This window comes from Variovorax sp. Root434 (genome assembly GCF_001426595.1).
Classification (GTDB): domain Bacteria; phylum Pseudomonadota; class Gammaproteobacteria; order Burkholderiales; family Burkholderiaceae_C; genus Variovorax.
Map to the genome: position 1 here is coordinate 124,299 of NZ_LMEK01000002.1, position 20,260 is coordinate 144,558.

Consider the following 20,260-nt stretch of genomic DNA (forward strand, 5'->3'; position numbering starts at 1 on the left):
CAGAGAGACATCATCATGAGCTTCACGCGCCGCCAGATCCTGCAGACCACCAGTGCCTCCGCCTTGATGGCCAGCCTCGGCCAGAACGTCTTCGCGCAGGCGATGAACATCGAGACCGCCACCATCGTCACCGGCTTCGCGGCCGGCGGCACGTCGGACACCACCTGCCGGCGCCTTGCGACAAAGCTCAGCCCCGAGTACGCGAAGGTGGCGGTGGTCGAGAACCGCACCGGCGCGGGCGGCCAGATCGCCGTGAGCTACGTCAAGGGCCGCCCCGCCGACGGCAGCACCATCCTGCAGACGCCGACCTCGATCCTCACGATCTACCCGCACATCTACAAGAAGCTGCCGTACGACCCGATGGTCGACATCACGCCCGTCAGCCTCGCCTGCATCTTCGACTTCGGGTTTGCCGTGGGCCCGGCCGTGCCGGCCAGCGTGAAGACGGTGCCCGAGTTCCTGGCCTGGGCCAAGGCCAATCCGGCCGGCGCCAACTACGGTTCGCCCGCCGCGGGCTCCACGCCGCACTTCATCGGCGCGCTGCTGGGCAAGAAGGGCGGCGTCGAACTCAAGCATGCGGCCTACCGCGGCACGCAGCCCGCCATGCTCGACCTGCTGGGCAGCAACATCTCGGCGGTATCGGGGCCGATCGGCGACATCACACAGCACCTGCCCTCGGGCAAGGTGCGCATCCTGGGCGTCTCGGGCGCCAAGCGCAGCCGCTTCGCGCCCGAGGTGCCCACCTTCGGCGAACAGGGCATCAAGGACATGGCGCACAGCGAATGGTTCGCCTTCTTCCTGCCGGCCAAGGCCTCGCCCGAGCTGGTGGCGAAGCTGAACACCGCAATGAAGAACGCGCTCGCGCAGAAGGACGTGATCGACGGCCTCGGCACCTTCGGCCTGGAGGCGATGTCTTCCACGCCGGCCGAGCTGACGGAACTGTTGAAGAAGGACACCGCCAAGTGGGCGCCGATCGTGAAGGAAGTCGGCTTCACAGCGGAGGGTTGAACACATGAAGGAACTGCCATGAACACACTCGCCACCACCGCGCCGTCGGCGCTGGTCCATCCCTCGCTGCACCCCGACGAGCGCGCCGCGCGCGAGCAGCTCGCGGCCTGTTATCGCGTGTTCGCGATGCTGGGCTGGACCGAGATGATCTACAACCACATCACGATGCGGCTGCCCGACAGCGTGACGGGCGGGGAGAAGCAGTTCCTCATCAACCCCTTCGGCCTGCACTACAGCGAGGTCACGGCCAGCAACCTGGTGAAGATCGACCTGCAGGGCAAGGTGCTCGACGGCTCGACCCATCCGGTGAACCCGGCCGGCTTCACGGTGCATGCGGCCATCCACGACGGCCTGCCCGGTGCGCACTGCGTGATGCACACGCACACCACGGCCGGCGTCGCCGTGGCCTGCCTGCAGGGCGGGCTGCAGCAGACCAACTTCTATACCGCCCAGCTGCACGACATGGTGGCGTACCACGACTTCGAGGGCATCACCATCCATGCCGACGAAGGCCCGCGCCTGCTCAAGAGCATCGGCAACCGCAACGCGGTGATCCTGCGCAACCACGGGCTGCTGGCCTGGGGCCAGACGCTGCCGCAGACCTTCGCGATCCTCTGGACGCTGCAGCGCGCCTGCGAGATCCAGATGGCCACCTTCTCGATGGGCGCGGCGATTCCGGTGAGCGAGGAAATCGCCCAACGCTGCACGCGCGACGCGCTGCAGTTCAGCCCCGAGCATGGCGCGGGGCAGGACGTGTTCGATGCGCTGGTGCGGCAAGTGGATCGCATCGACCCGAGCTACCGCAACTGAGGCGCCTGTTCCCATGAAGATTTGCATCTACGGTGCCGGCGCGATCGGCGGATGGATCGGCGCCGGCCTCGCACAGGCAGGCCAGCGCCTCAACGTGGTGGCGCGCGGCGCCACGCTCGATGCGCTGCAACGCGACGGCCTCTCGCTCATGCGTGGCGACGTGCGCACGCGCGTGCCGGTCAATGCCGTGGCCGACCCCGAAGCGCTCGGTGTTCAAGACCTGGTGGTCATCGCCGTGAAGGCGCCCGCGCTGGCCGGCGTGGCCGAGCGCATCGGGCCGCTGATCGGCGCCGACACCATCGTGCTGGTCGCGATGAACGGCGTGCCGTGGTGGTTCCTCGAAGGCGGCTTCGGCGGCGAGATCACGGGCCACCGGCTCGCGGCGGTGGACCCCGAAGGTGCTATCGCCAAGGCCATTCCCTCGCGCAACGTGATCGGCTGCGTGGTGCACGCGAGCTGCTCGCTCGACGGGCCCGGCGTGGTGCGGCATCACTTCGGCAACGGACTGATCGTGGGCGAGCCTTCGGGCGAAGCCACGCCGCGCGTGCAGAAGCTGGTCGAGCTGCTGAACGCCTCGGGCATCGACACCACGCTGTCGCCACAGATCCAGAAGGACGTGTGGTTCAAGCTGTGGGGCAACATGACGGTGAACCCGATCAGCGCGCTGACGGGCTGTACCACCGACCTGATCATGGACGACGACTACGTGCGCGGCTTCATCTCGGCGGTGATGCTGGAGGCCAAGGAGATCGGCCGGCGCATCGGCATCGAGATCACGCAGAGCCCGGAAGACCGGCATGCGATCACGAAGAAGCTCGGCGCGTTCAAGACCTCGATGCTGCAGGACGTGGAATCCGGCCGCTCGGTGGAGCTGGATGCACTGGTGACCGTGGTGCGCGAGCTGGGCGAACTGACCGGCGTGGCGACGCCGTTCACCGATGCGCTGCTGGGACTTGCGCGCTTGAGGACGCGGCAGCTCGGCCTGTACTGAGCCGAGGCCGCCCCGGTCGCAAAATCACTTGACCCGGCCCCTGCGGCCGCCTTGATAAAGGCGCTGTCCGTTCCAAGCCAAGAGGTGATTTTGTGAATTCTCCAGCCGCTCGATTCCTGAACCCTTCCGAAGCCGCCCGGCGGCTCGGCGTTTCCGCCAAGGCACTGCGGCTCTACGAGCAGCGTGGCCTGCTGACGCCGGCCCGCACCGAGGCGGGCTGGCGCTCCTACGGGCCCGACGAAATGGCCCGGGGCACAGAGATCGTCGCGCTGCGCACGCTCGGCCTCAGCCTTGCGCAGGTGGCGCGCGTGCTGCAAGGCGACGCCGCGGGGCTGGAGCCGGCCCTGGCGGCGCATCAGGCGCTGCTCGAAGGCCGCGCTCGCCAGCTTGGGGACACCATCGAGAAGATTCGCGGCCTGCGCGCCGACCTCGACCGAGGCCAGGCACCGACAGTCGGCGAACTGACGCGCCTGCTGCAGCCGGCCGGCGGACTCGACATCGCGTTCGAGCTTCCGTGGCCCTGGGGCGGTGAACGCTTCGAGCTGCGCGGCATCCGGCCGCTGAACTACATCGTCGGTCCGCTGGGCAGCGGGAAGACGCGGCTGGCGATGCGACTGGCCGAGACCATTCCGGGCGCTGCGTTCCTCGGGTCGGACCGCTCCGCAAGCCCCGGCGCGGCGCTCGCACCGGCTGTCGCCGAAGCATTGGCGTGGCTGGTGGAAGACGGCGCCACGGCCTCCGATGCGCTGGTCGCCTTGCTGTCCGGGCTGATGGCAGAAGGACCATCGGCGCTGGTGGTCGACCTGGTTGAACAGGGGCTGGACCACGCCACCCAGCAGGCGCTGATCGCGCACCTGCGCCGTCGCGGACCCGAGGGCCGGCCGCTCTTCCTGCTCACGCGCTCCTGCGTGATCCTGGACCTGGCGGCCGTGGGCGCTGAAGAATCGATCATCCTCTGCCCCGCCAACCACAGCCCGCCGACGCTGGTCGCACCGTACCCGGGCTCCGCGGGCTACGAGGCCGTCGCGACCTGCCTTGCCACGCCGCAAGTGCGGGCGCGCACGCAGGGCGTCATCGCGTGGCAGCCCGAGGCTGCGTGAGGCCGGGCCGTGCAGGCCGGCGCCGCGCGAAAAATTACCAGCGCTTTTTGGGAATGGCCGCCAGCGCTTCGATGCAACTGGCCACGGCCTTCGCGCGCTCGTCGCGCACCAGTTGCCAGTTGTCGGCCTTCCACTGCGTCCACGCGACGGGCTCCGACTGGTAGAAGCACGTCGCCGGCGGGCGCATGAAGCCGGGGCGGCCGAGCTCGGCACCGAACTTCAGGCGGAACAGCTCGTCCGAGCCCGCCAGGTTTTCATAGACCAGGTGCCAGGGGCCGGGATGCAGCGGCGTGTCGGCCTCCTTGGGGACCTGCCGCGCCGCTTCGATTTCCTCGGGCGTGGAGCCGTCCGTCAGTGCGGTCGCATAGGCGGCTTCGGCGCGTTTGCGATAGATGCCGGTGGCCACCTTGCTCAGCGCATCGTTGAGCTCGCTCATCGCGGGGTTGACGCTCGCGGGATCGTCCTTGAATTCCTCCAGCGTGTCGCCGGCCAGCTCGTCCTTCGAGAAGCCCTGCGCGCCGACACTGACGCGGCCCGTGAACATCGAGACGGCGACGCTCAGCGCAACCTGCCCCGCGACGTTGCCGATGGTGCTTTCGCGCCGGATCACGCGCAGGCGCTCGTAGCCGGGTTTGTAGGAGCCGCGGTTGAAGCGGACCCGGGTTTGCGGCACGGGTTGCTGCGGGGTCGCGGTGGGCGGGGTTTCGGCGGCAGCCGCAACGGGTGCGGGTGCCGGCACGTCCGGCTCGGCATGCGCGGAAAGGCCGATGACGGTCAGCGCGACGCCGCACGTCCACCATGTGGTGTTCTGTTTTTTCAGACTCATGTCACAAATTCCTCCGGCGCGGATTGTCCCGCAACGGAGGCATTTCTCTCGCGTGCCTTCAGCGAAGATCCGGTTGCGGCAGCGTCACCCACCACGCCGCCACCACGATCAGCAAGCCCCCCGCCCATCCCCAGGGGCCGATACGTTCCCCGAACCCATACACCGCGATCAGCGCGCCGAACACCGGCTCGCTGCCCATCAGCAGCGACACCCGGCTCGGGCTCGAACGCGAGGCCGCGTGGTTCTGGGCGAAGAACGCGAAGACGGTGCACAGCAGCACGAGGTACGCCATGCCCCACCAAAACGAGGCCGTGGCGGGCGGCATGTGCCACGTGCCGTTGGCCGGCGAGGCGACGAGCGAGATCGCCGCCGCACCGATGGCCATCACGCCCGACTGCACGGCCGTCAGCGTCAGCGCCGGCAGCGCGTGCCGTCCGGCCAGCCGGCGCGTCATGCACACCATCACGGCGCGCAGGAAGGCGGCGATCACCATCAACCCGTCACCCCAGCCGAGCGACAGGTCTGCAGGCGAAGTGGCCGACAGCATCGCCGCGCCGAACGCCGACAGGCCCGCCGCCCAGAACACGCGTCGCGCCGGCCGCTGGCCCAGCAGCCACCATTCGACAAAGGGCGTGATCGCCACGCACAGGCTGATGAGGAAAGCGGCGTTGCTCGCGCTGGTCAGCGACACGCCGAAGGTCTCGCACACGAAGATCGCCAGCAGGTTCGCGCCGAGCAGCCCGCCCACCGCCAGGCCCTGCCGCCACTGCGTGTTGAACAACGGCCTCAGCGCCGGCAGCAGCACGACGAAGGTCAGTCCGAAGCGCAGCGCGATGAACTCCAGCACGGGCAGTTGCTGCGTGGCCTGCTTGGCGACCGCATAGCTGCCGCCCCACACCGCCGCCACGAGCAGCAGCATGACTTCGGCGGCGCCGATGCCCGCCCACTTGCTGGCGCCCGGCGCGCCCCATGCGACCGCGCCGCCCTTTTGCTTTGAACCCATACTGTCGACCCGCCGTCCATGAACAACCCACAAGGGAAGAATTGTTCTGGGCATCACACGGGCCGCACAGCCGTCGGCCGGAACAGGACTATTGCGTCGTGGGAACGAATTCATTTCTCAAAGTGCTGCCCGAGATGGTGACCTTCCTGCGGGTCGCCGAGCTGGGCAGCTTCTCCGCAGCGGCCGATCTGCTGGGCATGACGCCATCGGCCGCGAGCCGGCAGGTGAAGCGGCTCGAAAAGGAAATCGGCGTGCAGCTGCTGCAGCGCACGACGCGCCAGCTGCGGCTGACCGAACCCGGCGCCGAGGCCTTCGCGCGCTGCCGCGAGCTGGTGCTGGCGGCGCAGGGCGCGATGGAGATCGGGCAGCAGTTCTCCAGCAAGCCGAGCGGACTGGTGCGCATCAGCGCGCCCAAGGCCTTTGCGCGGCGCGTGCTGCATCCGCACATCCTCGGCTTCCTGCAGCGCTATCCGGATGTGGACGTGCAGCTCATCGTGGCCGACCGCGACGTCGATGCGATCCGCGAGGGCGTCGACCTGGTGGTGCGGCTGACGACAGAGCCGCCCGAAGGGCTGGTGGCGCGCAAGCTGATGGCGGTGGAACACATCCTGTGCGCAACGCCCGCTTACCTGGCGCGGCACGCAACGGCCATCGCGCACCCGAACGACCTGCTCGCGCACAGCTGCCTGTCGCTCGGCGAGCACGAGCGGGACAACCACTGGCGTTTCAGGAAGAGCGGCGAAGAAGACGCAGAGGTCGTCGTGCGCGGCCGCTACATCTCCAACCACAGCGAGGTGCGGCTCGAAGGCGCGCTGGCGGACCTCGGCATCGCCTGCGTGCCGGTGTTCATGGCGCGCGACGCGCTGGACGCGGGCAGCGTGGTTCGCGTGCTGGCGGATTGGGAGTTCCAGGGCAACTACCACGGACACGCCTACATCCTGTACCCGCCCAGCCGCTTCATCGCACCCAAGTGCAAGGTGCTGGTCGATCACCTGCTCGGTGCGCTCAGTGCTTCTTCTTCAGCAGCACGCGCACAGCCTCGGGCAGGGAGTTGACCTGCGGCATGAAGTGGTCGAGCAGCGCGCCCAGGGCCACCGCGCAGACCACCGCGCCCAGCAGCGGCTTCCATGTGAGCCGCACGGCCGCCATGAGCCAACCCTCGCGCGCCACGCGCACCGCTGCGCGGGCCGACACGTACGAGAATGCGACCTCGATGGCCACGGCCAGCAGCGCATCCCAGCCGAAGTACAGCAGCACGAGCGAGCCGGCGCCAAGCACGACGGCCGCGCAGATCAGGAAGATGGCGATCACCGGCACGACGATGACTGCGCCTTCGTCCGCACCGCCCGCGATGTCGAGCGCGCCGCTCGCCGCATCGGACAGCACGCTGCCGTCGCCACCGCTGCCCAGGCGACTGCCCACGTCGAACGCGAACTCGCCGGCATCGGCGCCGTCGCCCACGTCGGCATCGAGCTTCGACCGGCCCTCGACCAGCCGTCTGGCCCACCAGCGCAGCACGAGCAGATAGCCCAGGTACCCCACGCCCAGCGTGAGAAAGTAGCGCACTGCCAGCGAGTCGACATGCAGCAGGTGCATCTGCATTGCCGACACGCCCCACATCAGCAGCATCGTGAACGTGCCGATCAGGATGCCGTGCGTGCGCAGGCTGTAGCTGCGATGCAGGTCGCGTTCGACCTGCGTTTCCCACAGGCGCACGGAGCGCCAGTCGGAAAGGATCTTCATCGGCCTTCGGTGGGGGCTGGATCGGCGAAAGGCACGCGCTGCGCCACGGCGCACATGAGTTCGTAGCCGATCGTGCCCGCGGCCTTCGCAACCTCGTCGATGGGAAGCACCGCGCCGGTCTTCGCGGACTTGCCCCACAGCGTGACCTCGCTGCCGAACTTCGCGTCGGGCACGTTCGTGAGGTCGACGGTGATCATGTCCATGCTCACGCGGCCGACCATGTGGGTGCGCACGCCGTTCACCAGCACCGGCGTGCCGCTGTCGCAGTGGCGCGGATAGCCGTCGGCATAGCCGACCGCCGCGATGCCGATGGTGAGCGGCCCCTGCGCCGTGAACCTGGAACCGTAGCCGATGGTGTCGCCGGCCCTCAGCGTCTGCACCGAGATGATCTGGGTCGACAGCGTCATGGTGGGCTGCAGCTGCCAGTGCGCCGCATCGTGCTCGGGAAAATCGGGCGCGCTGCCGTACAGCAGGATGCCGGGGCGCACCCAGTCGCCGCGCGTCTGCTCGGCGTGGCGCAGCGTGGCGGCGCTGTTGGCGATGGAGCGCTCGCCCGGCAGGTCGCGCGTGGCGCGCTCGAAGGTCGCGAGCTGATGGGCGATGCCGCGCGCGCCGTCGGCGTCGCTGAAGTGGGTCATCAGCGAGATCTCGTCGACCTGCGTCAGCGCGTTCAGGCGAGTCCAGGCGGAGCCGAAGCGCTCGGGCGTGAAGCCCAGGCGGTTCATGCCCGAGTTCATCTTCAGGAACACGCGCTGCGGCTTCAGGGTCTTGTGGGCGGCGAGCATGTCGATCTGCTCGTCGCAGTGCACGGTGTGCCAGAGGTCCAGCCGCGAGCACAGCTCCAGGTCGCGGGCGTCGAACACTCCTTCGAGCAGCAGCACCGGGCCGCGCCAACCGAGTGCGCGCACGCGCTCGGCCTCGGCCAGGTCGAGCAGCGCGAAGCCATCGGCGCCCCGCAAGCCTTCATAGACCCGCTCGATGCCATGGCCATAGGCATTGGCCTTGACGACGGCCCAGACGCGGGCCTCCAGGGCCGAGCGACGCGCCCGCTCGAGGTTGTGACGCAGGGCGCCGGTATGGACGGTGGCGAGAATGGGACGCGGCATGGGAATTCCGGGGAAGACTCGGGGACAATGCAGACCACGTTTTAGCATCTTCGGGAATGGGGTTGAACACCGTAGGGATCCCTAATTCCGCGCCCCACCCCCATGCTATAACCGCCCATTCGCCCGCAGCGCAACACTTTTTCACTACCGCCAGCAGACCCCTCTGGCCAGCCAGCCCATCGATGAAGCGCGGTTTCTACACGATCATGTCGGCCCAGTTCTTTTCGTCGCTGGCCGACCAAGCGCTTTTCGTTGTTGCGGTCGACCTCATGCGAAGTTCGGGTGCGCCCGAATGGCAGCGCGCAGCCCTGGTGCCTATCTTCGCGGTCTTCTATGTGGTGCTCGCGCCGCTGGTGGGCGCTTTTGCCGATGCCTTGCCCAAAGGCAAGGTGATGTTCATCAGCAATGCCATCAAGGTGGTGGGCTGCCTGATGATGCTGTTCGGCTCGCATCCGCTGCTGTCGTATTCGATCGTGGGGCTCGGCGCCGCGGCGTATTCGCCGGCGAAGTACGGCATCCTGACCGAGCTGCTGCCGGCGTCCCAGCTGGTCAAGGCCAACGGCTGGATCGAAGGACTGACCATCGCGTCGATCCTGCTGGGCATCGTGCTCGGCGGCACGCTGGTGGGGCACGCCATTTCCAGCAAGCTGCTGGCCTTCGACCTCCCGTTCATCGATACCGGCATCGACTCGCCGGCCGAGGCCGCGATCTCGGTGCTGATCTTCGTCTACGTGCTGGCAGCATGGTTCAACACGCGCATCCCGCACACCGGGGTCGAGATGCGCCCGCTGCGCTCCAACCCCGAACAGGGCCTGGCGCGCAACATCGCCGCGCTGCTGCCCGACTTCTGGCACTGCAACGCCCGCCTGTGGCGCGACCGCCTCGGCCAGATCTCGCTGGCCACCACCACGCTGTTCTGGGGCGCGGGCGGCAACCTCAAGTACATCGTGCTGGCCTGGGCCTCGCTGGCTCTGGGCTACAACACCACGCAGGCCTCGGCGCTGACGGGCGTGGTGACCATCGGCACGGCCGTGGGCGCGGTCGTGGCCTCGATGCGCATGCGGCTGGACATGGCCACGCGCGTGATTCCCATGGGCATCGCGATGGGGCTGATGGTGATCTGCATGAACTTCATCGGCAACGTGTGGCTGGCGGTGCCGTTCCTGATCCTGCTGGGCGGCCTGGGCGGTTTCCTGGTGGTGCCGATGAATGCGCTGCTGCAGCATCGCGGCCACAACCTGATGGGCGCGGGCCGCTCCATCGCGGTACAGAACTTCAACGAGCAGGCCTGCATCCTCCTGCTCGGCGGCTTCTACAGCGTGTGCACGGGCCTTGGCCTCTCGGCGTACGGCGCGATCAGTGCGTTCGGCCTCGTGGTGGCGGGATGCATGTGGCTCATCAAGCACTGGTATGACAGCAACCTGAAGAAATACCCGGAAGAGATCGAGCATCTGCTGGCCATCGCCCGCAGCGACAAGCATCATTGACCTCCCCCAGGCTGCGTGTTCCTGGGCTCTCCCCCAGGCTGCGCGCACTTCGTGTCGCTGCGCCTTCCCCCTCGCCGGGGGCGACACCGGAGGCCCGGCAAATCCGGTTCCTCGGTGTCCCACGAAAATTCCCGTCCCAATGCAAGCAGCTCTCGCGCTCGTCTTCAACGCCTTCGTCTGGGGCGTTTCGTGGTTTCCGTTTCGCCAGATCGCGAGCCACGGCCTGCATCCGCTGTGGGCCACCTGCCTGATCTACCTGGTCATCTCCGCCGCGATGGGGCTTTTGCGACGGCACGCGTGGAAAGGCTTCGCTGCCTTTCCGATGCTGGCACTGCTGGGCCTCGCGGCCGGCTTCACCAACGTGGGTTTCAACTGGGCCGTGACGCAGGGCGACGTGGTGCGCGTGGTGCTGCTGTTCTACCTGATGCCGCTGTGGAGCGTGCTGCTGGGCTGGCTGCTGCTCGGCGAGCGGCCGACCGGCGGCGCGCTGGCGCGCGTGGCGCTGGCGCTCACCGGCGTGGTGGTGGTGCTGAAGGCGCCCGGCACCGACTGGCCGGTGCCGTCGAGCCTGCCCGACTGGCTGGGCGTGGCGGCGGGCTTCAGCTTTGCCGTCACCAACATCGCGCTGCGCCATCTGCGGCAGGCCCCGGGCGAGTCGCGCGCGCTGTCGATGTTCTGCGGCTGCGCCTTCGTGGCCGGCGCCGCGGCGCTGGGCGGCACCGCGCTCGGCGCATTCGATTCGCCGCTGCGCGCCTCGCCGGGCTGGTTCGGCTGGGCCGTGCTGCTGGGCACCGGCTTCGTGTTCGCCAACGTGTGCCTGCAATACGGCGCGGCCCGGCTCACGGCCGCCGCGACCTCGGTGATCATGCTGTCGGAGGTGCTGTTCGCGAGCGTGTCGTCGGTGGCGCTCGGCGCGGCCACGATGGAGCCGCGCATCCTCTTGGGCGGCGCGCTGATCGTGCTGGGCGCCGTCTGGTCGGCGTTTGCACGAACGCCCGGGCGGAGTGATGATCGCGCCTCTTCCCCCACCTGAGGAGAAACAGCATGACCAGCGTCTACGACTTCGAGGCCAACCGGATCGACGGCAAGCCGGTAAAGCTCTCCGCCTTCAAGGGCAAGGTGCTGCTGATCGTCAACACCGCCAGCAAATGCGGCTTCACGCCGCAGTTCGCCGGGCTGGAGGCGCTGCACGAGAAGTACGCCGACCAGGGGCTCGCGGTGCTGGGCTTTCCGTCGAACCAGTTCGGCGCGCAGGACCCGGGCACCAACGAGGAAATCGGCGCCTTCTGCACCACGAACTACGGCGTGAGCTTCCCGATGATGGAGAAGATCGACGTGAACGGCAGCAACGCCGCGCCGCTGTACCAGTGGCTCACGAAGGAAAAGCCGGGCCTGCTGGGCAGTACGGCCATCAAGTGGAACTTCACCAAGTTCCTCATCGGGCGCGACGGCACCGTGCTCAAGCGCTACGCGCCGCTGGACACGCCGGCCTCGCTGACGCGCGATGTGGAAGCGGCGCTGGCGGCGGCCGGCTGAGGCGGCCGGCTGAGGCGGCCGGCTGAGGCTGCCGGCTGAGGCGGCCGGCTGAGGCTGCCAGCAGCCTGGGCTAGAACCTGAAGTCGGCCGTCTTCGAGCCACCGCCCACCGTCACGGTCTCGCTCTTGACGGCACCGCCAGGAGCGGCGGCGTCGATCACGTAGCGCCCGTTCGGCAGGTCGACCAGGCAGACCGGGCCGTTGGCGCGGAACGCGAGCGCGGCAGCGCTGTTGGCATCGCCGCCCTTGATCGTCACGTCGACATTGGCCAGGTAGGCGCCGTCGGTGCGCGCGAACAGCAGGGCCAGCGGATGGTCCTTCATCGCGGCGCGCATGGCCGTCGATTCGTCGGAGCCGATGCCGCCACACACATAGCGCGCCGCGCCCGTGCCCTGCCAGGGCGGCATGGCGCCTTGCGCCTGCGCGGCCATCGCACCGGCCGCGCAGAGGCAGGCCAGCAGCACGCGCCGCAGCGTGAAAGAAACGAGGGGTGCCTGAACATGGAACATTGCGCAGCCTCCTTGCTAGCGGATTCGGTGCCGCCATGATGCGCCGCGAACGGCGCCCGCGCGAGTCGGACCGCGCCCTCCCCCGCTGTGCGATCAGGCCGCGTCCAGCGCCGCGTCGAGCAGCTCGATCCAGTGCCGCACCGGTGTGTCGCCGCTGCCGCTTTGCAGGTGCGTGATGCAGCCGATGTTGGCCGACGCGATGGTGGCGGGCTGCAGCTGCTTCAGGTGCTCCAGCTTGCGGTCGCGCAGCGGATAGGCCAGCTCGGGCTGCAGCACAGAGTAGGTGCCGGCCGAGCCGCAGCACAGGTGCGATTCGTTCATGGCCACGCGGATGTCGAAGCCCAGCGCGCGCAGGTGCGTCTCGACGCCGCCGCGCAGCTTCTGGCCGTGCTGCAGCGTGCACGGCGGGTGGTAGGCCACCACGCCCTGCGGCGCGCGCACGCGGGCCTTCAGGGCAGGCACGAGGTCCGGCAGCAATTCGCTCAGGTCGCGCGTGAGCTCGCTGATGCGTGTCGCCTTCAGTGCGTAGGCCGCGTCGTGCTGCAGGATGTGGCCGTACTCGCGCACGGTGACGCCGCAGCCCGAGGCGTTCATCACGATGGCCTCCACCTCGTTGCGTTCCACGAAGGGCCACCACGCGTCGATGTTGGCGCGCATCTGCGCCTTGCCTCCGTCCTGGTCGTTGAGGTGGAACTTCACCGCGCCGCAGCAACCGGCTTCGGGTGCGATCACCGCCTGTATGCCGGCCGCGTCGAGCACACGCGCGGTGGCACTGTTGATGTTCGGCATCATCGAAGGCTGCACGCAGCCCGCGAGCATCAGCACCTTGCGCGCGTGCGTGGCGGTGGGCCATGCGCCGGCCTCCTGCTTCGCGGGCACCTTGGCCTTCAGCGCCTCGGGCAGCAGGCCGCGCACCGACTGGCCCAGCTTCATCGCGGGGCCGAAGAACGGTGACGGCAGGCCTTCCTTCAGCACCCAGCGCTGCGCAGATTCCATTGCGGGACGCGGCACTTTCTCGTCGACTATCTTGCGGCCGATGTCGACCAGGTGGCCGTACTGCACGCCGCTCGGGCAGGTGCTCTCGCAGTTGCGGCAGGTGAGGCAGCGGTCCAGGTGCAGCTGCGTGCTGCGCGTGGGCGCCTTGCCCTCGAGCACCTGCTTGATGAGGTAGATGCGCCCGCGCGGGCCGTCTAGCTCGTCGCCGAGCAGCTGGTAGGTCGGGCAGGTGGCGGTGCAGAAGCCGCAGTGCACGCACTTGCGAAGAATGGCTTCGGCCTCGCGGCCTTCGTCGGTGCCTTTGAATTCGGGGGCGAGCTCGGTTTGCATGGCGTCGTGGTTTCTTGTTCTTGTCAGTTGGCGGCAAGCAGGCGGCCGCGATTGAAGATGCCGTACGGGTCGAACTCGCGCATCAGCGCGCGCTGGATGCGCTCGACGGGCGCGCTCAGCGCGTCGAAGCGCGGCACCCCGCCCTGCGTGCCCGAACCCGGCAGGCGGAACAACGTGGCATGGCCACCCGCCGCTCGCGCGATCTCGCGGATGCGCGCGGCCTGCGAAGGCGGCGCCTTGTACCAGCGCTGGCCGCCGTGCCATTCGATCAGCGGCGCCGCGCCGTCGATCGACAACACGGGCGCGGTCTGCGGCACGGACACGCGCCAGAGCGCATCGGGGCCCTCTTCTGTGGCGAACCACGACAGCTGCTGGTCGCGCAGCGATTGCCAGTCGGCCGCGGCGCGCGCGTTGTCCTTGCGCTCGCCGCCGAGGTGCTCGCATGCGGCTTCCACAGCGGCGACCGCGCCGCGCAGCCGCAGGTAGAGCGCGCCCGCGCCGGCGTATTCGAACCAGCAGCTCGCGTTCAGCGGCAGCGGCCGGCCGCCCCATTCGTTGAGCAGCCGCAGCGCATCGGCCTGCCCGCATGCGAATTCGAGCGTGGCCTCGGCGGGCGGCACCGGCAGCACCTTGAGGCTGACCTCGGCGATCACGCCCAGCGTGCCGAGCGAACCGGCCAGCACGCGCGAAACGTCGTAGCCCGCGACGTTCTTCATCACCTGCCCGCCGAAGGTCAGCAGCTCGCCGCGGCCGTTGACCAGCGTGGTGCCGAGCACGTAGTCGCGCACCGCGCCGACGCTCGCGCGCGCCGGGCCGCTGAGGCCTGCCGCGACCATGCCGCCGACGGTGCCGTTGCTGCCGAAGCGTGGTGGCTCGAACGGCAGGCACTGGCCTTTTTCCGCAAGCGCCGCTTCCAGTTCGGCGAGCGGCGTGCCGGCGCGCACGGTGACGACCAGCTCGCTTGGTTCGTAGCTCGTGATGCCGGTGAGGTCGGCTGTGCTCAAGACCTCGCCATGCGGCGCCTCGCCGTAGAAATCCTTGGTGCCGCCGCCGCGGATGCACAGCGGCGTATTGGCTGCAGCTGCGGCACGGATGCGCTCGACGATCTGGTGGAGTGCTGTGTCGGTGTTCATCGATGACTCCATCGCGGGTGTCGTTGTTCAGGGTGCGTGCACAGGCCACCGGGTACTCCCCTCCGCGAATGTCCCCCGCCTTCGGCTCCTCCTTTATTTCGCTGCGGGGAGCACCCTGCGCCCTGTGCACAACGAGCGCTGCTCTTGTGCTGGCCGATCAACAAGTGCTCTGATCGATCACGCCGGCGGGGTGCCTTGCGCAGCGAAATAAAGGAGGAGGCCGAAGGCCGGGGGACATTCGCGGAGCAAGGTACCCCGTCGGCGTGAGCGCGCCCCGAATGAACCCACGGGTTAAAACAGATCGCCATGTCAGAACCTCGGCAGATCCGGATGCTGCAACGTCCCCCCGCGCACCACCTGCTTGCCGTACTCGGCGCAGCGCTGCAGCGTGGGAATCACCTTGCCGGGATTCAACATGCCCTCGGGATCGAAAGCTCGCTTCACGCCGAACATCTGCTCGTTCTCGCTTGCAGTGAACTGCACGCACATGCTGTTGAGCTTCTCCACGCCCACACCGTGTTCGCCCGACACCGTGCCGCCCATCGCGACGCTGGTCTCAAGGATGTCGGCGCCGAACAGCTCGCAGCGGTGCAGCTCGTCGGGGTCGTTGGCATCGAACAGCACCAGCGGGTGCAGGTTGCCATCGCCCGCGTGGAACACGTTGCAGCAGCGCAGGTTGTACTTCTTCTCCATCTGCTGGATGGCCAGCAGGATGTCCGCGAGACGCTTGCGCGGGATGGTCGAGTCCAGGCACATGTAGTCGGGGCTGATGCGGCCCGAGGCGGGGAACGCGTTCTTGCGCCCGCTCCAGAACTTCATGCGCTCTTCCTCGCTGTTGCTGCACGCGATGGCGGTGGCGCCGCAGCCGCGCAGCACGGCGGTCATGCGGCCGATTTCTTCCTCGACCTCTTCGGGCGTGCCGTCGGATTCGCACAGCAGGATGGCCGCCGCGTCGAGGTCGTAGCCCGCGCGCACGAAGTCTTCGACGGCGGCGGTCATGGGCTTGTCCATCATCTCCAGGCCCGCCGGGATGATGCCGGCCGCGATCACCGCGGCCACCGCGTCGCCGGCCTTTCGCACGTCGTCGAAGCTGGCCATGATGCAGCGCGCGAGCTGCGGTTTCGGTACGAGCTTGACGGTGACCTCGGTGGTCACGGCCAGCATGCCTTCGCTGCCGATGACGAGCGCGAGCAGGTCGAGCCCCGGCGCGTCCAGCGCCTCGCCGCCGAACTCGATGGGCTCGCCCTCGGCCGTGAAGCCGCGCACGCGCAGCACGTTGTGCAGTGTCAAGCCGTACTTCAGGCAGTGCACGCCGCCCGAGTTCTCGGCCACGTTGCCGCCGATGGTGCAGGCGATCTGGCTCGACGGATCGGGAGCGTAGTAGAGGTTGAAAGGCGCGGCCGCCTCGCTGATGGCGAGGTTGCGCACGCCGCACTGCACGACGGCCGTGCGGCTGACCGGGTCGATCTTCAGGATGCGGTTGAACTTGGCGAGCGACATGGTCACGCCCATGGTGTGCGGCATGGCGCCGCCCGAGAGCCCGGTGCCCGCGCCGCGCGCCACCACGGGCACGCCGATTTGGTGGCAGGTCTTGAGCACTGCGGCCACCTGCGCCTCGGTCTCGGGCAGGGCCACCACCAGCGGGCGGGCGCGGTAGGCGGTGAGGCCGTCGCATTCGTAGGGCGTGGTGTCTTCGGCATGCCAGATCAGCGCGTGGGCGGGCAGATGGGCCTGCAGCGCGCGCACCACTTCTGACTGGCGCTGTGTTTTCTGCAGCGAATCGTGCTGCGTGGGGGTGAGCGGCGCATTCATGCGGCGACCTCTTTCTGCTTTCTTCTGCTCGCGGGATGTCTCGGGGTTTACTTCACGCACTCTACGGAATTGCGGCAGCCCTGGATTGATGGATTTTTGCCGGCCGCTTGAGAGAACTTTGCGAACGTGGTGATTGGTTCTTCAGCGCAGGCTCTGTTCCAGCCAATCGGCGAAGGCTGCGCACTCCCAGCGCTCCAGCGTGCCCGGCTGCCAGCAGATGTAGTGCCGGTGCGGCGACGGCACGGCCTGCTCGGACAGCGCCACCAGCCGGCCCGATTCGAACCACGCCGCGCCCAGCTTCTGCCGCACCAGCGCAATGCCGAAGCCGCTGGCGGCGGCGTCGTACACGAGCCCCAGGTCGTTGAACTGCGCGCCGATGTTCGGCTCGGGCTGGTCGAGCCCGCAGCTCGCGAACCAGGTGCCCCAGGGTTCGAGCGGGCTGCGGATCAGCCGCGCGCTGGCGATCTCCGCCGCGGTGCGAAAACCCGTGAACGGCCCGAACTCGTTGAGGTAGCTGGGGCTGCAGGCGGGCATCACCTGCTCCTCGAGCAACAGCCGGTGCTCGCAGTCGGCATACCCGCCGGGGCCGTAGCGCACTTCGAGATCAGCCTGCTCGGCCGTCACATCGAGCAGCGGGATCGACACCTGCAGCACCAGCTCGATGTCGGGGTAGATGTTGCGGAACAGCTCCAGCCGGGGCATGAGGAACTGCCGGCTGAAGGTGGGCGTGACGGCAATGCGCAGGCGGGTGGCGCGCTGCGCGGCATTGGCGCCGAGCGGCATGGCCTGCAGCGCGGCGAGCCCGGTGCGCACGTTGGCGAGGTAGGCCGCGCCGTCAGCCGTCAGGCTGAAGTCGCTGCGCCCGAAGAGCCTGAAGCCAACGTGCGATTCGAGCTGGCGGATGCGGTGGCTCACCGCGCTGGGCGTGACGCACAGCTCGTCGGCCGCGCGGCCCGCGTGCCGCAGCCTTGCAACGGCCTCGAAGGTCAGCAGGCATTGGATCGGGGGGATGTGCTGCGCAACCATGGCGTCTTAGCTTCTTTGCGGGACGATCGCGTTCAGGGCGCGTGCACAGGACACCGGGTACTCCCCTCCGCGAATGTCCCCCGGCCTTCGGCCTCCTCCTTTATTTCGCTGCGGGGAGCACCCGGTGCCCTGTGCACGAGGGGCGCTGCTGTTGTGCTCGCCGATCAACGACTGCTCTGATCGATCACGCCGATGGGGTGCCTTGCGCAGCGAAATAAAGGAGGAGCCGAAGGCGGGGGACATTCGCGGAGCAAGGTACCCCGTCGGCGTGATCACACCCCGAACAACGCGCTTCACGCCAATCAGTCCTCGAAGAAGTTCACAGGCAACCCTCGCGTCTCGACCCGCATCGAGATCACCGTGCCCGAGGCAGGCCGCTGCTCGATCTCGGCAGCAGGCCGGCCCTTGCGGCCGCTGGTGATGAACAGGGTCTTCAGGTCCTCGCCGCCGAAGCAGGGCATGGTCGGGCACTGCACGGGTACCGGCACGGCCGCCACTTGCTGGCCCGAGGGCGAGAAGCGCAGCAGCTGCGCGCCTTCGAACATCGCCACCCAGTAGTGGCCTTCGGCGTCGATGGTGGCGCCGTCGGGGCGGCCCCCGTAGCGCAGCAGCGAGTCTGGCGACCAGCCCTCGGGCTTGGCGTCGAACTGCTGGAACACGCGGGCGTGCGAGAGCGAATTGCCCTCGGCGTCCCAGTCCCACGCGCGCACCAGGTGTGCGGGGGTGTCGGCCCAATAGAGCGTGCGGGCGTCAGGCGAAAACGCGAGGCCGTTGGCGGTGGTGGCCTGGTTGGCCATCTGCGTGATGGTCGGCGAGATGCCGGTGTTGCTGCGTGCGTCGAGGCAATAGAGCGCGGCATTGGCGCGGTCCTTGGCCTCGTTGATCGAGCCGGCCCAGAAGCGGCCCAGCGCATCGCACTTGCCGTCGTTGAAGCGCATGGTGCTCACGTCGTGCTCCACGCGCGCCATCGCGACCAGTTCGCCGCCCCATTGGCGCGCACGGTAGATGCCGTCGCGCAATGCAATCACGAGGCCGCCGCTGCGCGCCGGCGCCATGCAGCCGGGCTCGGTGGACAGCGCCCATCGCTCTACCTTCGCCTCCGGCGAGCCGATGTCACCGCGCGTGCGCAGCACGGCGCGCCCGGGAATGTCGAGCCAGTAGAGCGAGCGTTCTTCGGGGTGCCAGAACGGCGATTCGCCGAGTTCGCAGAGGCTGTCTTCGAGGGAGGTCCACATGGTGTGGCGATTGTGCCCCCGGCCATTGCGGCAGCAAGCAAAAAAAAGCCCGCTGGCGCCGGAGCGCTCGCGGGCTGAACATCCAAAGGAGACTCGCTTGAAAAAGCGTTACGAAGAATTGTTCTTGTAAATGTTGGGGGGCATTCAGTTGCGAAGCTGCCCGGAAGCAGCCCCGCAAAAGCAGATCAGCGGTTGTATGCGGTTTCGCCGTGCGAGGAGATGTCGAGGCCTTCGCGCTCTTCTTCTTCCGACACACGCAGGCCGAGGGTCAGGTCGGCGATCTTGTAGGCGATGAAGGCCACCACGCCGGACCACACGACCGTGAGCGCCACGCTCTTGATCTGGATCCAGACCTGTGCGCCCATCGCGAAGGTGTCGGGCGTTGCGCCGCCGGTGCCGCCGAGGCCCTTGGCCGCGAACACGCCGGTCAGGATGGCACCCAGGATGCCGCCTACGCCGTGCACGCCGAACACGTCGAACGCGTCGTCCGCACCGAGCATGCGCTTCAGGCCGCCCACGCCCCACAGGCAGACCAGGCCGGCCAGCAGGCCGAGCACGATCGAACCCATCGGGCCGACGAAGCCGGCTGCCGGCGTGACGGCCACGAGGCCAGCGACGGCGCCCGATGCAGCACCCAGCATCGAGGCCTTGCCCTTGTGCAGGCTTTCACCCAGGATCCACGACAGGGCCGCGGCAGCGGTGGCGAGCACCGTGTTGATGAAGGCCAGGCCGGCGACGGCGTTGGCAGCACCAGCCGAGCCGGCGTTGAAGCCGAACCAGCCGACCCACAGCAGCGAAGCGCCGACCATGGTGAGCGTGAGCGAGTGAGGCGTGAACGCTTCCTTGCCGTAGCCGACGCGCTTGCCGACCATGTAGGCACCGACCAGGCCGGCCACACCGGCGTTGATGTGCACCACGGTGCCGCCGGCGAAGTCCAGCGCGCCGTCCTTGCCCAGCAGGCCGCCGCCCCACACGATGTGGGCGATCGGCACGTAGCTGAAGGTGAACCACAGCACCGAGAACAGCAGCACGGCCGAGAACTTGGCGCGCTCTGCGAAGGCGCCGACGATCAGCGCCACGGTGATGGCCGCGAACGTGCCCTGGAAGGCGACGAACACGTATTCGGGAATCGTGGTCAGCGCGCCGAAGGTCTCCTGCGTGATGCCCTTCATGAAGATCTTGTCGAAGGTGCCGAAGAAGTTTCCGTCACCCGAGAAGGCCAGGCTGTAGCCGTAGATGGCCCACAGGATGCTGATCAGCGAGAAGATCACGAAGACCTGCATCAGCACCGACAGCATGTTCTTCGAGCGGCCCAGGCCGCCGTAGAACAGCGCAAGGCCGGGGATGGTCATCAGGATCACGAGAAGCGTCGAAGTCAGCATCCAGGCGGTGTCGCCGGAGTCGATCTTCGGAGCCGGTGCGGCTGCGGGCGCCGCGGGGGCGGCGGCGGGCGCAGTTGCGGCGGGCGCTGCCGCAGGAGCAGCCGCCGCGGGTGCGGATGCCGAAGCAGCGGGCGCCTCGGCCGTGGCCGCGGGCGTTTGTGCAAGGGCGGTGGTGCCGGCAGCCAGCACACTCAAACCGAACGCAAGAGAGACAAGCAGTTTTTTCAT

Annotated in this window: 19 protein-coding genes; 8 read left to right on the forward strand and 11 right to left on the reverse strand. The window is 68.3% G+C overall.

Annotated features, from left to right (window positions below; translation table 11 throughout):
• The first annotated feature begins 15 nt into the window (after positions 1–15).
• From ASD05_RS04275 to ASD05_RS04290, 4 genes are all read left to right on the forward strand, one after another.
• Positions 16–1,008 (forward strand): Bug family tripartite tricarboxylate transporter substrate binding protein, encoded by a 993-nt coding sequence (locus ASD05_RS04275; RefSeq protein ID WP_056588150.1) that lies wholly within the window; start codon positions 16–18, stop codon positions 1,006–1,008.
• 18 nt (positions 1,009–1,026) lie between these two features.
• Positions 1,027–1,818 (forward strand): class II aldolase/adducin family protein, encoded by a 792-nt coding sequence (locus ASD05_RS04280; protein WP_056588153.1) that lies wholly within the window; start codon positions 1,027–1,029, stop codon positions 1,816–1,818.
• Between the two features lie 13 nt (positions 1,819–1,831).
• Positions 1,832–2,809: a 2-dehydropantoate 2-reductase gene (locus ASD05_RS04285; RefSeq protein WP_056588156.1), complete on the forward strand. Its 978-nt coding sequence runs from the start codon at positions 1,832–1,834 to the stop codon at positions 2,807–2,809.
• 92 nt (positions 2,810–2,901) lie between these two features.
• On the forward strand, positions 2,902–3,909 hold the full coding sequence (locus ASD05_RS04290) for a MerR family transcriptional regulator (protein WP_056588160.1): 1,008 nt from the start codon (positions 2,902–2,904) through the stop codon (positions 3,907–3,909).
• A gap of 34 nt (positions 3,910–3,943) precedes the next feature.
• Here ASD05_RS04290 and ASD05_RS04295 read toward each other — a convergent pair whose 3' ends face one another.
• Complete coding sequence (locus tag ASD05_RS04295; RefSeq protein ID WP_056588164.1) at positions 3,944–4,735, reverse strand: hypothetical protein; 792 nt, start codon at positions 4,733–4,735, stop codon at positions 3,944–3,946.
• A gap of 58 nt (positions 4,736–4,793) precedes the next feature.
• Positions 4,794–5,738: a DMT family transporter gene (locus tag ASD05_RS04300; protein WP_056588167.1), complete on the reverse strand. Its 945-nt coding sequence runs from the start codon at positions 5,736–5,738 to the stop codon at positions 4,794–4,796.
• 98 nt (positions 5,739–5,836) lie between these two features.
• On the opposite strand from ASD05_RS04300, the gene ASD05_RS04305 reads away from it, so the two are divergent.
• Positions 5,837–6,793 (forward strand): LysR family transcriptional regulator, encoded by a 957-nt coding sequence (locus ASD05_RS04305; protein ID WP_056588171.1) that lies wholly within the window; start codon positions 5,837–5,839, stop codon positions 6,791–6,793.
• Here the strand turns inward: ASD05_RS04305 and ASD05_RS04310 are convergent.
• Together ASD05_RS04310 and alr are read right to left on the reverse strand one after the other, a co-directional pair.
• Complete coding sequence (locus ASD05_RS04310) at positions 6,744–7,481, reverse strand: hypothetical protein (protein WP_056588177.1); 738 nt, start codon at positions 7,479–7,481, stop codon at positions 6,744–6,746. The two genes, ASD05_RS04305 and ASD05_RS04310, sit on opposite strands and share 50 nt — an antisense overlap.
• Positions 7,478–8,587, reverse strand: coding sequence for an alanine racemase (gene alr / locus ASD05_RS04315; protein ID WP_056588179.1), 1,110 nt, complete (start codon positions 8,585–8,587; stop codon positions 7,478–7,480). Before alr ends, ASD05_RS04310 begins: the two co-directional genes overlap by 4 nt.
• 182 nt (positions 8,588–8,769) lie before the next feature.
• On the opposite strand from alr, the gene lplT reads away from it, so the two are divergent.
• The 3 genes from lplT (at position 8,770) to ASD05_RS04330 (ending at position 11,610) form a co-directional block, all read left to right on the forward strand.
• Positions 8,770–10,074 carry a lysophospholipid transporter LplT gene (gene lplT / locus ASD05_RS04320; RefSeq protein WP_056588182.1) on the forward strand — a complete coding sequence of 435 codons (1,305 nt, stop codon included), beginning with the start codon at positions 8,770–8,772 and terminating at the stop codon, positions 10,072–10,074.
• Between the two features lie 139 nt (positions 10,075–10,213).
• Positions 10,214–11,107, forward strand: coding sequence for a DMT family transporter (locus tag ASD05_RS04325; RefSeq protein ID WP_056588184.1), 894 nt, complete (start codon positions 10,214–10,216; stop codon positions 11,105–11,107).
• 11 nt (positions 11,108–11,118) lie between these two features.
• The gene (locus ASD05_RS04330) at positions 11,119–11,610 is read left to right on the forward strand and encodes a glutathione peroxidase (RefSeq protein ID WP_056588188.1); all 492 of its coding nucleotides are present in this window, start codon (positions 11,119–11,121) and stop codon (positions 11,608–11,610) included.
• 70 nt (positions 11,611–11,680) lie between these two features.
• On the opposite strand, the gene ASD05_RS04335 is transcribed toward ASD05_RS04330, so the two are convergent.
• The 7 genes from ASD05_RS04335 to ASD05_RS04365 all read right to left on the reverse strand — a co-directional run bounded on the left by ASD05_RS04335 (position 11,681) and on the right by ASD05_RS04365 (position 20,260).
• Complete coding sequence (locus tag ASD05_RS04335) at positions 11,681–12,118, reverse strand: hypothetical protein (protein WP_056588191.1); 438 nt, start codon at positions 12,116–12,118, stop codon at positions 11,681–11,683.
• 93 nt (positions 12,119–12,211) lie between these two features.
• Positions 12,212–13,444 carry a glycolate oxidase subunit GlcF gene (glcF, locus tag ASD05_RS04340; RefSeq protein ID WP_056588195.1) on the reverse strand — a complete coding sequence of 411 codons (1,233 nt, stop codon included), beginning with the start codon at positions 13,442–13,444 and terminating at the stop codon, positions 12,212–12,214.
• Positions 13,445–13,467: 23 nt separating this feature from the next.
• Positions 13,468–14,577 (reverse strand): glycolate oxidase subunit GlcE, encoded by a 1,110-nt coding sequence (gene glcE, locus ASD05_RS04345; RefSeq protein WP_056588198.1) that lies wholly within the window; start codon positions 14,575–14,577, stop codon positions 13,468–13,470.
• 309 nt (positions 14,578–14,886) lie between these two features.
• Positions 14,887–16,389 (reverse strand): FAD-linked oxidase C-terminal domain-containing protein, encoded by a 1,503-nt coding sequence (locus ASD05_RS04350; RefSeq protein ID WP_056588202.1) that lies wholly within the window; start codon positions 16,387–16,389, stop codon positions 14,887–14,889.
• 141 nt (positions 16,390–16,530) lie between these two features.
• Positions 16,531–17,415, reverse strand: coding sequence for a LysR substrate-binding domain-containing protein (locus ASD05_RS04355; RefSeq protein ID WP_056588207.1), 885 nt, complete (start codon positions 17,413–17,415; stop codon positions 16,531–16,533).
• A gap of 302 nt (positions 17,416–17,717) precedes the next feature.
• On the reverse strand, positions 17,718–18,650 hold the full coding sequence (locus ASD05_RS04360; protein WP_056588211.1) for an SMP-30/gluconolactonase/LRE family protein: 933 nt from the start codon (positions 18,648–18,650) through the stop codon (positions 17,718–17,720).
• Between the two features lie 185 nt (positions 18,651–18,835).
• Positions 18,836–20,260 carry an ammonium transporter gene (locus ASD05_RS04365; RefSeq protein ID WP_056588213.1) on the reverse strand — a complete coding sequence of 475 codons (1,425 nt, stop codon included), beginning with the start codon at positions 20,258–20,260 and terminating at the stop codon, positions 18,836–18,838.

Excerpts from the sequence above, each read along its gene's own strand:
- ASD05_RS04275 (WP_056588150.1), top strand. The coding sequence starts at position 16 with ATGAGCTTCACGCGCCGCCAGATCCTGCAGACCACCAGTGCCTCCGCC.
- ASD05_RS04280 (WP_056588153.1), top strand. The coding sequence starts at position 1,027 with ATGAACACACTCGCCACCACCGCGCCGTCGGCGCTGGTCCATCCCTCG.
- ASD05_RS04285 (WP_056588156.1), top strand. The coding sequence starts at position 1,832 with ATGAAGATTTGCATCTACGGTGCCGGCGCGATCGGCGGATGGATCGGC.
- ASD05_RS04295 (WP_056588164.1), bottom strand. The coding sequence starts at position 4,735 with ATGAGTCTGAAAAAACAGAACACCACATGGTGGACGTGCGGCGTCGCG.
- ASD05_RS04300 (WP_056588167.1), bottom strand. The coding sequence starts at position 5,738 with ATGGGTTCAAAGCAAAAGGGCGGCGCGGTCGCATGGGGCGCGCCGGGC.
- ASD05_RS04310 (WP_056588177.1), bottom strand. The coding sequence starts at position 7,481 with ATGAAGATCCTTTCCGACTGGCGCTCCGTGCGCCTGTGGGAAACGCAG.
- alr (WP_056588179.1), bottom strand. The coding sequence starts at position 8,587 with ATGCCGCGTCCCATTCTCGCCACCGTCCATACCGGCGCCCTGCGTCAC.
- lplT (WP_056588182.1), top strand. The coding sequence starts at position 8,770 with ATGAAGCGCGGTTTCTACACGATCATGTCGGCCCAGTTCTTTTCGTCG.
- ASD05_RS04325 (WP_056588184.1), top strand. The coding sequence starts at position 10,214 with ATGCAAGCAGCTCTCGCGCTCGTCTTCAACGCCTTCGTCTGGGGCGTT.
- ASD05_RS04330 (WP_056588188.1), top strand. The coding sequence starts at position 11,119 with ATGACCAGCGTCTACGACTTCGAGGCCAACCGGATCGACGGCAAGCCG.
- ASD05_RS04335 (WP_056588191.1), bottom strand. The coding sequence starts at position 12,118 with ATGTTCCATGTTCAGGCACCCCTCGTTTCTTTCACGCTGCGGCGCGTG.
- glcF (WP_056588195.1), bottom strand. The coding sequence starts at position 13,444 with ATGCAAACCGAGCTCGCCCCCGAATTCAAAGGCACCGACGAAGGCCGC.
- glcE (WP_056588198.1), bottom strand. The coding sequence starts at position 14,577 with ATGAACACCGACACAGCACTCCACCAGATCGTCGAGCGCATCCGTGCC.
- ASD05_RS04350 (WP_056588202.1), bottom strand. The coding sequence starts at position 16,389 with ATGAATGCGCCGCTCACCCCCACGCAGCACGATTCGCTGCAGAAAACA.
- ASD05_RS04355 (WP_056588207.1), bottom strand. The coding sequence starts at position 17,415 with ATGGTTGCGCAGCACATCCCCCCGATCCAATGCCTGCTGACCTTCGAG.
- ASD05_RS04360 (WP_056588211.1), bottom strand. The coding sequence starts at position 18,650 with ATGTGGACCTCCCTCGAAGACAGCCTCTGCGAACTCGGCGAATCGCCG.
- ASD05_RS04365 (WP_056588213.1), bottom strand. The coding sequence starts at position 20,260 with ATGAAAAAACTGCTTGTCTCTCTTGCGTTCGGTTTGAGTGTGCTGGCT.